The organism is Sphingomonas sp. SP5, from assembly GCF_058313455.1.
Map to the genome: position 1 here is coordinate 100,824 of NZ_JBZFLF010000007.1, position 13,056 is coordinate 113,879.

Here is a 13,056-nt window from a genome sequence, read left to right on the forward strand (position 1 = left end):
GTCGTTATGCCGGCGTCCACGCTTCCGCAGGCGGCAGCGGCGCGAAGATCTGGTCGATCAGGTGATCCGTCACCCCCTCCGGGGTGGCAGGCTGCCAGCGCGGGGCATGATCCTTGTCGACCAGCACGGCGCGGACGCCCTCCAGGAAATCGTGGCGCTGCACGACGCGGCTGGCGACGGCATATTCCTGCACCATCTCGTCGGCGAAGCTCTGCATCAGGCCGCCGTCGTAGAGCAGGCGCAGCGACACCTTCATCGTCTGCGGCGACTTGCTGCGCAACACGGCAAGCTGTTCGGCAGCGAAGGCGCTGCCATCGGCCGCCAATGCGGCGAAGACGTCCTCCAGCGTGTCCGACGCGAACAGGCGATCGATCGCGGCGCGCTGGTCGAGCAGCCGCGCCGGCGGGGGCGCGACCGCGAGCCGATCGAGCGCCGCCTCGATCCCCTGCGGATCGAAGACGATCGCGGCCTTCGCCTCCTCCAGCGCCGCGGCGGGCAGGTAATGGGTGGCAAGACCCAGCGCATGCGCCTCCGCCCCGTCGAGCCGATGACCGGTCAGCGCCAGGAACTGCCCGATCCGCCCGGGCAGGCGCGAGAGGTACCAGCCGCCGCCCACGTCGGGGAACAGGCCGATCCCCGTCTCCGGCATCGCGAAGCGGGTGTTTTCGGTCGCGACACGCCAGCGGCAGGGCAGCGCGATGCCGACGCCGCCGCCCATCGTCACCCCATCCATGAACGCGACGGTCGGCTTGGCATAGGTGAACAGGCGATGGTTCAGGCGATATTCGGTGTGGAAGAAGGCGCGCGCCGCGACGCCGTCGCCCGCCCCGCTCTCGCTCAGCAACCGGATGTCGCCGCCGGCGCAGAAACCGCGGCCCTCGGCATGGTCGATCAGCACCGCCGCGACGCCCGCATCGGTACGCCAGTCGTCGAGCGCCGCCAGCATGCCTTCGCACATCGCCAGGTTGAGCGCGTGGAGCGCCTTGGGCCGGTTGAGGCGCAGGCGTCCGACGGCGCCCTGTTTGTCGATCAGCAGGTCCTGGCTCATGGCCCCAGCCTTTGGCCCCCGATCGATCGCGCGTCCATACCGAACCGCCGAAATGCTGATCTGGATGTTTGACACGCGTGCAATCGCAGGCGCATGCCCGGGATCATGCCTCCCCTGCATCCCGGCCCGCAGCCCGATTCTAAGTTCGCCTGGCCCGTCGGCGGCGGTGACTGCGGCGCGCTGATCCGCGCCTTCGACTGGACCGCCACCTCGCTCGGCCCGATCGACACCTGGTCGGCGACACTCCGCACCACCGTCAGCAACATCGTCAATTCGCCGGTACCCAAGGTGCTGATGTGGGGCGACGACCATGTCATGCTCTACAACGACGGCTATGCCGCCATTGCGGGCAGCAAACACCCGCAGGCGCTCGGCGGCACCGTCGAGGGCATCTGGCCCGAGATCTGGGACTGGAACAAGGCGATCCTGGAACGCGGCTTCACCGGAGAGGTCGTCGCCTATCGCGATCAGCCGATGGTGCTGCAGCATGACGGCAGACCGCGCCAGTTCTTCTTCGACCTGTTCTACACGCCCGTCCATGGCGGTGACGGCCGCGTCGGCGGGGTGATGTGTACTGTGATCGACAATACCGCGCGGATCGGCGCGGAGCTGGCGGTGACGGCCAGCGCCGCCGAACTGCGGTCGATCACCGATGCGCTGCCGGTGCTGATCTCCTATGTCGATCGCGACCATATCTATCGCTTCGCCAACAGCTATTATCAGGACTGGTTCGACATCGCGCCCGATGCGGTGACCGGGCGCCACCTGCGCGATGTGGTCGGCGAAACCGTCTATACCGAGCGCCTGCCGCTGGTCGAACGCGCGCTCGCCGGGGAGCGGATCGCGACCGAGGGGCGCATGGCGCATCGCGACGGCGGCTTTCGCCAGTGCGACATCCGCTACCTCCCGCGCCGCGACGCCGCCGGAGAGGTAGAGGGCTTCCACGTCCTCGTCACCGATATCGAGGAACGCGCACAGCGCGAGGCGGCGGTACAGGCAAGCAACGGCCGATTCCGCGCCGCGATGGAGGCGGTGCACGGCGTCTTGTGGACCAACACCGCCGACGGGCGGATGACCGGCGAGCAACCGGGATGGACCGCACTGACCGGCCAGACGATCGAAGCCTATGAAGGCTATGGCTGGACCGCCGCGGTGCATCCCGACGATACCGCGCCGACGCTCGCCGCCTGGCATGCGGCGGTGGCGGCCAAATCGGTCTTCATCTTCGAACATCGCGTGCGCCGCTACGACGGCGCGTGGCGCAACTGCCTGATCCGCGCGCTGCCGATCACCGACGCGGCGGGCGCCATCATCGAATGGGTCGGCGTCCACACCGACATCACCGAACAACGCGCCGCCGAACAGACGCTGCGCGATCAGGCCGAGCACCTCCAGCGCCAGGTCCGCCACCGCGAGCGCGCCGAGGAACAGCTGCGCCAGCTGAACGAGAATCTCGAGGCGCGCGTCATCGCCGAGATCGGCGAGCGCCGCCAGGCCGAGGCCGCCCTCGCCCAGGCGCAGAAGATGGAGACGATCGGCAAGCTGACCGGCGGCGTCGCGCACGATTTCAACAACCTGCTCCAGGTCGTCTCCGGCAACCTCCAGCTGCTCGCCAAGGATATCGCCGGCAACGACCGCGCCGAGCGCCGCGTCGCCAATGCCATGGCCGGCGTCTCGCGCGGGTCGAAGCTCGCCGCGCAGCTGCTAGCCTTCGGCCGGCGGCAGGCGCTGGAGCCCAAGGTCGTCAACGTCACCCGCTTCGTCCAGGGCATGGACGACATGCTGCGCCGTGCGATCGGCGAGGGTATCGAGGTGGAGACGGTGTTCGGCGGCGGTCTGTGGAACTGCTTCATCGATCCCGCCCAGATCGAGAATGCCCTGCTGAACCTTGCCATCAACGCGCGCGACGCGATGAACGGCACGGGCCGGCTGACCATCGAGCTTGCCAACGCGCACCTCGACGACGATTACGCCCGTACCCATGACGAGGTGGAGCCAGGACAATATGTCATGCTGGCGGTCAGCGATACCGGCAGCGGCATGGCGCCCGACATCGTCGCCAAGGTGTTCGAACCGTTCTTCTCGACCAAATCGGAGGGGAAGGGATCGGGCCTCGGGCTGTCGATGGTCTATGGCTTCGTCAAGCAATCCGGCGGCCATGTGAAGATCTATTCCGAGGTCGGCGAGGGCACCACCATCAAGCTCTACCTGCCGCGCAGCCGCGAGGCGGAGGATGTCGAGGTGACGGTGGACACCGGGCCGGTGCAGGGCGGCACGGAAACGGTACTGGTCGTCGAGGACGACGAGGAGGTCCGCGCGACGGTGGTCGAGATGCTCGGCGACCTCGGCTATCGCGTGCTGAAGGCGGTGGACGCGCAAAGCGCCCTGAACGTCATCGAGAGCGGCATCCCGATCGACATGCTGTTCACCGACGTGGTGATGCCCGGCACGCTCAAGAGCCCCGAACTCGCGCGCAAGGCGAAGGAGCGGCTGCCCGACCTCGCGGTGCTGTTCACCAGCGGCTATACCGAGAATTCGATCGTCCACGGCGGGCGGCTGGATGCCGGCGTCGAGTTGCTGTCCAAACCCTATACGCGCGAGGCGCTGGCGCGGAAGTTCCGCCACGTGCTGGCCAATCAGCGCCAGCGCAACGCCGGCCTCGCCGCCCGGCGGATGACGAGCGCGCCCGCGCCGTTGCGCGCGACGCCGGGCGCCGCGGGGCAGGTCACCGTGCTGCTGGTCGAGGACGACGAGGTGATCCGCGCGACCACCGCCGAACTGCTCCAGGCCAGCGGCTATGTCGTGGTCGATGCCGCCAGCGCGGAAGATGCGATGACCGCGCTGCAGACGGTGCCGATCGATGCGCTGGTGACCGACGTGAACCTGCCCGGCGCATCGGGACCGGATTTTGCGGTGAAGGCGCGCGAACTGCGGCCCGGCGTGGGCATCGTCTTCGCCACCGGTGACACCGCGGCGGTGCCGACGGGCACGGGCGCGGTGCTGCTGGCCAAACCCTATGGCACGGAGGCACTGCAAGCGGCGATCGCCGCGGCGCTTCCGCGCGGCGCGGTGCAGACGGCCGGACGCAAGCAGGACGCCTGAAGTCCTCCCCGGCACGGGGAGGATTCAATCGTACACCGCCTGCCACATCAGCGCGGCGATCCGCTCTTCCGTCAGCTCCTCCGCCGCCACGCCGTCCGCGACGGCCGCCCGCGCCACCGCCACCGCGATCCCCAGCGCCACCTCGCGCAACGCCGCGATCGGCGGCAGCAACGTGTCGCCCTCGCCCCCCATCGCACCCAGCGCCCGTGCGGCGGCCATGAACATGCCATCGGTGACGCGATGCGCACCCGCCGCGATCGCACCCAGGCCGACGCCGGGAAAAATGTAGACGTTGTTGACCTGCGTCACCCCGGCGACGCCGAACGGGCTGCCGGTGCCGACCAGCGCCCGCCCCTCGGTCCAGGCGAGGAGGTCGGCGGGATGCGCCTCCGCCCGCGATATAGGGTTGGAGAGCGGGAAGATCACCGGCCGGGCGCATCCCGCCGCCATCGCGCGCACCACCGCTTCGGTGAAGCTGCCGGCCTGCCCCGATGCGCCGATCAGCACGGTCGGTCGCACCGCCTGCACGGTGCCGAGCAGGTCCTGCGCCGGCCAGTCCACGACCTCCGCCGCATCGCGTGCGAGCCGTACCTGCGGCGGGGTGAGCATCGCCATGTCGGACACGATCAGTCCGTCGCGATCCACTGCCCAGATCCTCGCCCGCGCCGCCGCCTCGTCCAGCCCCTCCGCCTGCAACGCCTGCACCAGCAGTTCGGCGACGCCGCTGCCCGCCGCGCCCGCACCGAACAATACGATCCGCTGGTCGGCCAGCCGTGCGCCGGTCCGCCGGATCGCCGACAGCAGGGTGCCGACCGCGGTCGCGGCGGTCCCCTGGATATCGTCGTTGAAGCTCGGCAGCCGGTCGCGATAGCGGCCGAGCAGGTCGTGCGCATTGTGCCCGGCGAAATCCTCCCATTGCAGCAGCACGTCCGGCCAGCGCGCCGCCACAGCCTCGACGAAGCTGTCGACGAAGGCGGCATAATCCTCGCCCCGCACCCGCGGGTTGCGCCAGCCGACATAGAGCGGATCGTCGCGCAGAGCCGCATTGTCGGTGCCGACGTCGAGCAGGATCGGCAGCACCTCGGCCGGGTGGATGCCGGCGCAGGCGGTGTAGAGCGCCAGCTTGCCGATCGGGATGCCCATCCCTCCCGCGCCCTGATCGCCGAGGCCCAGGATCCGCTCGCCGTCGCTGACCACGATCACCTTGATCCGGTCGAGCGCCGGGTCGGCGAGGATATCGGCGATGCGGTCGCGATTGGGGTAGCTGAGGAACAGGCCACGCGGCTTGCGCCAGATTTCGCTGAACCGCTCGCACCCGGCACCGACGGTAGGCGTGTAGACCAGGGGCAGCAGGCGCGGCAGGTCGGCCTGCACCAGCGCATGGAACAGCACCTCGTTCGAATCCTGCAATTCGCGCAGAAACGCATAGCGGTGGAAATCGTCCGCCATCCCGTCGAGCACGCGCCGTCGCCGCGCGATCTGGCTTTCCAGCGTGCCGACGTGCGGCGGCAGCAGACCGTGGAGCCCGAACGCATCGCGCTCCGCCTCGGTGAAGGCGGTGCCCTTGTTGGTCAGCGGATCGGCGAGCAGCGCGCGGGCGGCGGCGTGATGGGCGGGAGACATGCGGGGTCCTTCAGAAACGGAAGCTGGTCCAGCCGGCGAGGAAGTCGGAGCTTTCGAAGCCCGCCTTGCTGAGCGAAGGGCCGGCGGCGAGATGTTCGTAGCGGCCGGTCACCGACAGCCGCGGGCTGATCGCCCACACCGCCTGGAGCCGCGCGACGTCGCCGATCTTGGCATCGCCGATCCGCTGCGTACCGGCGAACGGCTGACCATTGGCGCGGTAGACCGCATCGGTGACGCTGTCGCGCCAGGCGAGCTGGTATTCGGCGGTGACGCGCAGCCGCTTGGTCGGCGAAACGGTGACGTTGGGTGCCACCGCGATGAGGTTCGACGGCGTCAGGAACAGGCCGTAGCTATAATAGATGTTGTTGCCGAACGGCGCATAGGCATCGCGCAGCTTGCCGTCGCCATAGCCCCCGCCGCCGCTCGCATAGTCGAAATGCACACCGACCCGCGGCGCCGTCCTGCTCGCGCCGAGGCGATAGGTCTGGGCGAGGAACACCTGCCAGGCGTCGATATCCTGGTTGATATAGTGACCGAACTGGTGATTGACCGTCCAGTCGATCGTCACCCGCCCGGCATCGCCCCAGACGTGCGTGCCGACGTAGTAGCGCGTCGCCGGCCCGATCCGCCCGCCCCACGCGCCCACCTGGTTGCGCCGCCGCCAGAGGAAGGGATCGACGTAGAGCTTCGACCCGCCGAACCACGTCGTCGGCGCGGCGAAGCCGAGGGTCACGCCGGAGAAGCGGCGCGCCGGATCGACCACGTCGTCGTCGGTGCCGAGGTCGCCATATTGCGTCGGCTTGAGGTCGAACAGGTCGGCGCGCACCCGTGCGCCGCGCGCCCACGCCCGCCAGCCGTTGAGTGTGTAGCGGATCGTGTTGTTGTCGCGCTGCGAGACGAGCAGGTTGGGGCCGTCGGTGAACTCCTGCCGGCCGTAGCGGGCACCGATCGCGACGCCGGACACCTCCGCATTGCCCTCGACAAAGGCCTGCTGGAGGACGAGGTCGTTGCGTAGCGTCGCCGCCGGCGCGCCCAGCTCGACGCCGGAGATGCCGCCGTGCGCGACTTCGGCAAAGGCGCGGAAATGCGGCCCGACGTGCAGGTCGGCACCGGCGACGATGCGGTTGATGTCCTGCCGCTGCGCCCGCGCATCCCGCAGGCCCGGGTTGGTGGTGTGGTTGACGCGCAGCCGAAACTCGCCGGACAGCGTGAGATAGACGTCGCCATCGCCGTCGATCGGCAGGAACTTGAGGCGATCGAGCGGATCGTCGCGCCTGGCGGGATCGCGCATTCCCCGCCAATCCTCCGCCCAGCGCGAGAGGTTGAAGCCGTTGGTGGTGGCGCCGTCACCCGCCGCCGCGGCGGGGTAGGAGGTGACGGTCGGCGTGGCACGGTTGCGGGTCTGGTCCGCCTCGGTCGGCGCGACGCTGGTCTGCGCGGCAGCGCCGGTCGTGAGGGTGAGCAGGGCGGTGGCGCCGAGCACGGCGCTGGAGCGATGGGGCATGGGGATGATCCTTCGAGGGCGTCGCGCTCACCCTCACCCTCTCGCCGCCTTCGGCGTCTTCTCCCTCTCCCGATGGGAGGAGGGAGGCGCGAAGCGCCGGAAGGGTGAGGGTGACGCGCGTTATTCCGCGGGAACGGCGTCGGCAGGCAGCTGATCGACACGCAGCGCTTGTCCGCGCAGCGCCGCATCCAGTTGCGCGGTATCAAGGGCGCCTTCCCAGCGCGACACCACCACCGTCGCCACCGCATTGCCGATGAAGTTGGTGAGGCTGCGGCATTCGCTCATGAAGCGGTCGACACCCAGGATCAGCGCCATGCCCGCCACCGGCACGCTCGGCACGATCGACAGCGTCGCGGCCAGCGTGATGAACCCCGCGCCGGTTACCCCCGCCGCGCCTTTCGACGACAGCATCGCGACTCCGAGCAGCAGCAATTGCTGCCACAGCGTCAGGTCGACGTTGCACGCCTGCGCGATGAACAGCGCCGCCAGCGTCATGTAGATATTGGTGCCGTCGAGATTGAACGAATAGCCGGTCGGCACGACCAGTCCGACGATGGACTTGGGGCAGCCGGCGCGTTCCATCTTCTCGATCAGCGCGGGCAGCGCGCTTTCCGACGACGAGGTGCCGAGCACCAGCAGCAGCTCCGCCTTGAGGTAGGCGATCAGCCGCAGGATCGAGAAACCGCACGCCCAGGCCACGGTGCCGAGCACCACCAGCACGAACAATAGCGAGGTGAGATAGAAGGTGCCGACCAGCATCGCGAGATTGGCCAGCGTGCCGACGCCATATTTGCCGATGGTGAAGGCCATCGCGCCGAACGCACCGATCGGCGCGGCCTTCATCACGATGCTGACCACCTTGAAGAAGGCGAGCGACACGTCCTCCAGCACCGACAGCACGCGCGTGCCGCGGTCGCCGACTAGCGCCAGCGCGATGCCGAACAGGATCGACACGAACAGCACCTGCAGGATGTTGCCTTCGGTCAGCGAGGACAGGAACGTGTCGGGGATGATCCCGGTCAGGAACCCCGTGATGCTCGAATCATGCGCCTTCTCGGCGTATTCGGCGACCTTGCTGGTATCGAGGCTGGCCGGGTTAATGTTGAGCCCCGCGCCCGGCCGCACCACGTTGGCGACGATCAGGCCGACGATCAGCGCCAGCGTGGAGAAGAAGAGGAAATAGAGGAACGCCTTGCCCGCGACGCGTCCGACCGCGCCGAGATCGCGCATGCCGGCGATGCCGGTGACGATGGTCAGGAAGATCACCGGCGCGATCACCATCTTGACCAGCTTGATGAAGGCATCGCCGATTGGTTTCATCCATTCGCCCGTCGCCGGCGCGAAATGGCCGAGCAGCACGCCCGCCAGGATCGCGACCAGTACCTGCAGGTAGAGTTGCGCATACCAGGGCTTGGCGGCGGGTGGCGTCGGGGGGGCACCGGGTGCGATGGCACTGATCGTCATGGGCGGCCTTTCATCCTCTGTGGCGACGCGGGTCCGACTCTTGATGGTCGTGCGCGTCGCCCGATCATGCCGCGATCGGTCGGGGACGGACAATGCCGCCTTCTTCCATATATTATCGTTGTTAAACAACGGCTTATGTAAAATGCCGGATCAACCGGCCGCATATGGCTGCTCCGCGTCACGCGAAAGTGTGCCGAAAATTGCACACCAACGCGCGACGATCGCTACAGCGGCAATTCGCCCGCGCGACGTTCGAGCGCAAGCAGCAGCGCCTTCGCCTCCAACCCGCCGGCAAAGCCGGTGAGATGCCCGCTCGTCCCGACCACCCGGTGGCATGGCGCGACGATCGACAGCGGGTTGCGACCGTTCGCCGCCCCCACCGCCCGGCTGGCGCTCGGCCTGCCGATCGCACGCGCGATGGCGCCATAGCTCCGCGTCTCGCCATAGGGGATGGTCAGCAGTTCCGCCCAGACGCGCTTCTGGAAGTCGGTGCCCCGCCAGTCGAGCGGCAGGTCGAAACTGCGTCGCTCGCCGGCGAAATAGCCGCCAAGCTGATGCGCCGCCGCTTGCAGGATCGGAGCACCGGCGCCGTCGTCCAACGGGCCGAGCCGCACCCGCAGCGGGTCGTCATCCGGCCACAGCACGGCGACGAGCCCGGCATCACTCGCCACCAGCGTCAGCGTACCGACCGGCGAATCGAGCGTGCTGGCGACGAAGGTCATGCCAGGACGATAGGCCCGATCCGCGCGCGCGGGAACGCCCCCTGCCCCGCGCCGTTCACCGCCGCATGACGCAACGCTGGCCCGACACGCTCTGGATCGTCCGACATGGAGAGAGCGCCGGCAACGTCGCCCGCGCCGCGGCGATGGCGCAGGGAGCGGAACGGATCGAGCTGACCGCACGCGACGTCGACATCCCGCTGTCGCCGCTCGGCGAAGATCAGGCACGTGCGCTCGGCCGCTGGTTCGCGCGCGGCGCCGCGCACGGCCGGCCCGACGTGCTGCTCGCCTCGCCCTACATCCGCGCGCGCGACACCGCCCGGTTGTTCCGCGACGCCGGTGGCTGCGACCCGGACGAGCCGATCTGCCTCGACGAGCGCCTGCGCGAAAAGGAATTCGGCATCATCGATGGCCTCACCACCAGCGGCATCGCGGCGTTGCAGCCGGAGCAGGCGGCGCTGCGCCGGCTGCTCGGCAAATTCTACCACCGCCCGCCCGGCGGCGAGAGCTGGTGCGACGTCATCTTCCGCCTGCGCGCGGTGCTCGACGGCATCGCCTTCCACTATCGGGGACGGCGGGTGATGATCGTCGCGCATCAGGTCGTGGTGCTCTGCCTGCGCTACGTCATCGAGAATTTGACCGAGGAGGAGGTCCTGGCGATCGATCGTGCCGGCAACGTCGCCAATTGCTCGGTCACCGAATATCGCTACGACCCCCACGCCGGCAAGGACGGCGGCCTCGCGCTGGTCCGCTTCAACGCCACCGCGCCGGTCGACGAAAGCCCGGTCGCGGTCACCACCGCCGACGATCCGATCATGGGCGCGCGCGGATGATCCCGCTGGATGCGGCCTGGCGCGCCGCCCACCCGCTGCCGATGCCGACCGGCGAGACGAGCAAGAACAGCCACGGGCAGGTGCTGGCGATCGGCGGTGCCCGGCGCGTGCCCGGCGCCATCGGGCTGACCGGGGAGGCTGCGCTGCGTGCCGGCGCGGGCAAAGTGCGGATCGCCACCATCGACGCCGCCGCGCTGCCGCTCGGCGTGGCGATGCCGGAGATCGGCGTGATCGGCCTGCCGGAGGATGCGGCGGGCGAGATCGCGATCGAGGACGAGCCTGCGCTGGCCCGGACGCTGGAGCGCGTCGACGCGGTCGTCATCGGCCCGGGCATGGGCGATCCGGACGCCGCGGCCCGGCTGGTGCGCTGGGCCATCGGTCGAATGGGTACGCAGGCGGTGCTGGTGCTCGACGGCGCGGCGGTGGCCTGCGCGGGAGGGCTGTGCGACGTGCTCGCACCGCTCGCCGGTCGGCTGATCCTGACGCCGCACCCTGGTGAAATGGCATCGCTGATGGCGTGCGATGCGGACACGGTGGGCGAGCGGGGCGAGGCGTTGGCCGTCGAAGCGGCCGAACGGTTCGGTGCGGCGATCGCCCTGAAGGGATCGCAGACCATCGTCGCCGCGCCGCGCGCGGAACCGCTCCATTATCCCGGCGGCGGCGTCGGCCTCGCCACCGGCGGATCGGGTGACGTGCTGGCCGGTGCGGTCGCCGGCCTCGCCGCACGCGGCGCGTCTCCGGTGGAGGCGCTCGCCTGGGGCGTCTGGCTGCACGGCGAGGCAGGCCGCACGCTCGCCCAGCGCGGCGGCCCGATCGGCTTCCTCGCCCGCGAACTTCCGCCGCTGCTGCCCGCGTTGCTGCCGCGCTGATCCCGACCATCTGCCGTGCCCGCATAGCCAAGGCCTTGGTGAACGGTAAGCCGCGCTTCACAAGCAACCCGTCACCGGCATGACGGCAAGCGCTTCTTCAAACGTTTAACCTCGCACGGTCGCCTCGGTGATCTGCCCCTCTTACCCCGCCGCGCGATTTAACGAAGTTTGTTTTGCTTATTCCCCCTTTCCGCCGCATTGTGGTAGCGCGATCATCGGATCGGCCCATCCAAGGGCCGGCGAAAAGGGGAGCGGGATCATGGCACGGACGTGGTGGCAGGGGCTGGCCCTGCTCGCATCGGCAAGCCTGTGGTCCTCACCCCTGCCCGCGCAGTCCCCCCTGCCCCGCATCGTCGCGCGCGACGGCCGGCACGCGCTGATGGTCGACGGCGCGCCCTTCCTGATGCTCGGCATCCAGGCGAACAACAGCAGCAATTATCCCGCCATGCTGCCCAAAGTGTGGCCGATGGTGGAGCGCATCCACGCCAACACGCTGGAAATCCCCGTCGCCTGGGAACAGGTGGAGCCGGTCGAGGGCCGCTTCGACTTCGCCTGGGTCGACGCGCTGCTCGCCGGCGCGAAGGCGCACGACACGCGGCTGGTGCTGCTGTGGTTCGGCACCTGGAAGAACACCAGCGCCGGCTATGTCCCGCAATGGGTGAAGACCGACAGCAAGCGCTTCCCCCGCATGCGCAAGGCGGACGGCACCGCGCATTACGCGCTCACGCCGCACGCCAAAACGACGCTGGAGGCGGACACACGCGCCTTCGTCGCTCTCATGCGGCACCTCAAGGCCAACGATCCCGACCACCGCGTCATCATGGTGCAGGTGGAGAACGAAACCGGCGTCTACGGCCAGAACCGCGACCTGTCCCCCGCCGCGCAGGCACTGTTCCGCCAGCCGATCCCGGCCGAGCTGGCAAAAAAGACCGGCAAGAGCGGCGACTGGACCAGCGCCTTCGGCAAGCTTGCCGACGCTGCGTTCAACAGCTGGTACGTCGGCCGCTACGTCGACGCTCTCGCCGCCGCCGGACGCGCCGTCCTCGACCTGCCGATGTATACCAACGCCGCGGTCGGCAGCCCGTTCGCGACGCCGGGCGAGGACGGCGGCGCGAGCGGCGGCCCCAACTGGCCGGTGATCGACGTGTGGAAGGCGGCGGCGCCGCACCTCGATCTCGTCGCGCCCGATATCTACAACCGCGATCCCAAGGCCTATGCCGCCTATCTCAGGCTCTACGACCGGCCCGACAATGCGCTGATGGTGCCGGAGACGGGAAACGCCGCCGATTATGCGCGCTTCCTGTGGACCGTGCTCGGCCGCGGCGGCATCGGTTTCGCCCCCTTCGGCTTCGACGACACCGGCTACGTCAATTATCCGCTCGGCACCAAGGTGGTCGACGCCGCGACGGTGGCTGCCTTCGGCGACAAATATGCGCTGATGGCGCCGATCGCCCGCGACTGGGCGCGGATCGCCTTCGAACGCCCGACCTGGGGCAGCGCCAAGCCCGCCGACGGCGCCGACGAAAGCGGCACGCTCGGCCGCTGGAAGGTCACCGCCCAATACGGCCTGTGGCAGTTCGGCGAAAAGGATTCGCCCTGGCTCAAGACCGATCCGCACCCGACTAGGGACCAGCCGGTCGGCGGCACCGCGGTGGCACAGCTCGGCCCCGACCGGTTCCTCGTCGTCGGATCGGACGTGCGCGTCCGCTTCGATCTCGCCGCACCGGCCAAGGGCGAGGCGACGCAGTTGCTCAGCGTCGAGGAAGGCAGCTTCGATGCCGCCGGCACCTGGACGACGACGCGCGTCTGGAACGGCGACCAGACCGATTACGGCCTCAATCTCACCCGCCCCACGCTGCTGCGCGTGACGCTCGGCACCTACCGCTAGGATCAT

The 13,056-nt window shown here is 69.2% G+C and carries 9 protein-coding genes; 4 read left to right on the plus strand and 5 right to left on the minus strand.

The genetic code is table 11. The features are described 5' to 3' along the window. Positions 1 to 4: 4 nt before the first annotated feature. On the minus strand, positions 5 to 1,048 hold the full coding sequence (locus tag AC4GY7_RS16075) for an enoyl-CoA hydratase/isomerase family protein (protein ID WP_491115927.1): 1,044 nt from the start codon (positions 1,046 to 1,048) through the stop codon (positions 5 to 7). Between the two features lie 93 nt (positions 1,049 to 1,141). On the opposite strand from AC4GY7_RS16075, the gene AC4GY7_RS16080 reads away from it, so the two are divergent. Continuing rightward, a complete protein-coding gene (locus tag AC4GY7_RS16080) occupies positions 1,142 to 4,150 on the plus strand; it encodes a PAS domain-containing protein (RefSeq protein WP_491115929.1) in 3,009 nt (1,002 codons plus the stop codon). Positions 4,151 to 4,174: 24 nt separating this feature from the next. On the opposite strand, the gene AC4GY7_RS16085 is transcribed toward AC4GY7_RS16080, so the two are convergent. The 4 genes from AC4GY7_RS16085 to AC4GY7_RS16100 all read right to left on the minus strand — a co-directional run bounded on the left by AC4GY7_RS16085 (position 4,175) and on the right by AC4GY7_RS16100 (position 9,463). Beyond that, the gene (locus tag AC4GY7_RS16085) at positions 4,175 to 5,773 is read right to left on the minus strand and encodes an NAD-dependent malic enzyme (protein WP_491115931.1); all 1,599 of its coding nucleotides are present in this window, start codon (positions 5,771 to 5,773) and stop codon (positions 4,175 to 4,177) included. A 10-nt stretch (positions 5,774 to 5,783) separates the two neighbouring features. After that, on the minus strand, positions 5,784 to 7,277 hold the full coding sequence (locus tag AC4GY7_RS16090; protein WP_491115933.1) for an alginate export family protein: 1,494 nt from the start codon (positions 7,275 to 7,277) through the stop codon (positions 5,784 to 5,786). 120 nt (positions 7,278 to 7,397) lie between these two features. Beyond that, positions 7,398 to 8,741 carry a dicarboxylate/amino acid:cation symporter gene (locus tag AC4GY7_RS16095; protein WP_491115935.1) on the minus strand — a complete coding sequence of 448 codons (1,344 nt, stop codon included), beginning with the start codon at positions 8,739 to 8,741 and terminating at the stop codon, positions 7,398 to 7,400. Between the two features lie 224 nt (positions 8,742 to 8,965). Continuing rightward, the gene (locus AC4GY7_RS16100) at positions 8,966 to 9,463 is read right to left on the minus strand and encodes a methylated-DNA--[protein]-cysteine S-methyltransferase (RefSeq protein WP_491115937.1); all 498 of its coding nucleotides are present in this window, start codon (positions 9,461 to 9,463) and stop codon (positions 8,966 to 8,968) included. A gap of 65 nt (positions 9,464 to 9,528) precedes the next feature. Here AC4GY7_RS16100 and AC4GY7_RS16105 point away from each other — a divergent pair, with 65 nt between their 5' ends. The 3 genes from AC4GY7_RS16105 to AC4GY7_RS16115 all read left to right on the plus strand — a co-directional run bounded on the left by AC4GY7_RS16105 (position 9,529) and on the right by AC4GY7_RS16115 (position 13,050). Continuing rightward, on the plus strand, positions 9,529 to 10,293 hold the full coding sequence (locus tag AC4GY7_RS16105; protein ID WP_491115939.1) for a histidine phosphatase family protein: 765 nt from the start codon (positions 9,529 to 9,531) through the stop codon (positions 10,291 to 10,293). Continuing rightward, positions 10,290 to 11,162: an NAD(P)H-hydrate dehydratase gene (locus AC4GY7_RS16110; RefSeq protein ID WP_491115941.1), complete on the plus strand. Its 873-nt coding sequence runs from the start codon at positions 10,290 to 10,292 to the stop codon at positions 11,160 to 11,162. Before AC4GY7_RS16105 ends, AC4GY7_RS16110 begins: the two co-directional genes overlap by 4 nt. A gap of 259 nt (positions 11,163 to 11,421) precedes the next feature. Continuing rightward, the gene (locus AC4GY7_RS16115) at positions 11,422 to 13,050 is read left to right on the plus strand and encodes a DUF5597 domain-containing protein (RefSeq protein ID WP_491115943.1); all 1,629 of its coding nucleotides are present in this window, start codon (positions 11,422 to 11,424) and stop codon (positions 13,048 to 13,050) included. The last annotated feature ends 6 nt before the right edge of the window (positions 13,051 to 13,056 follow it).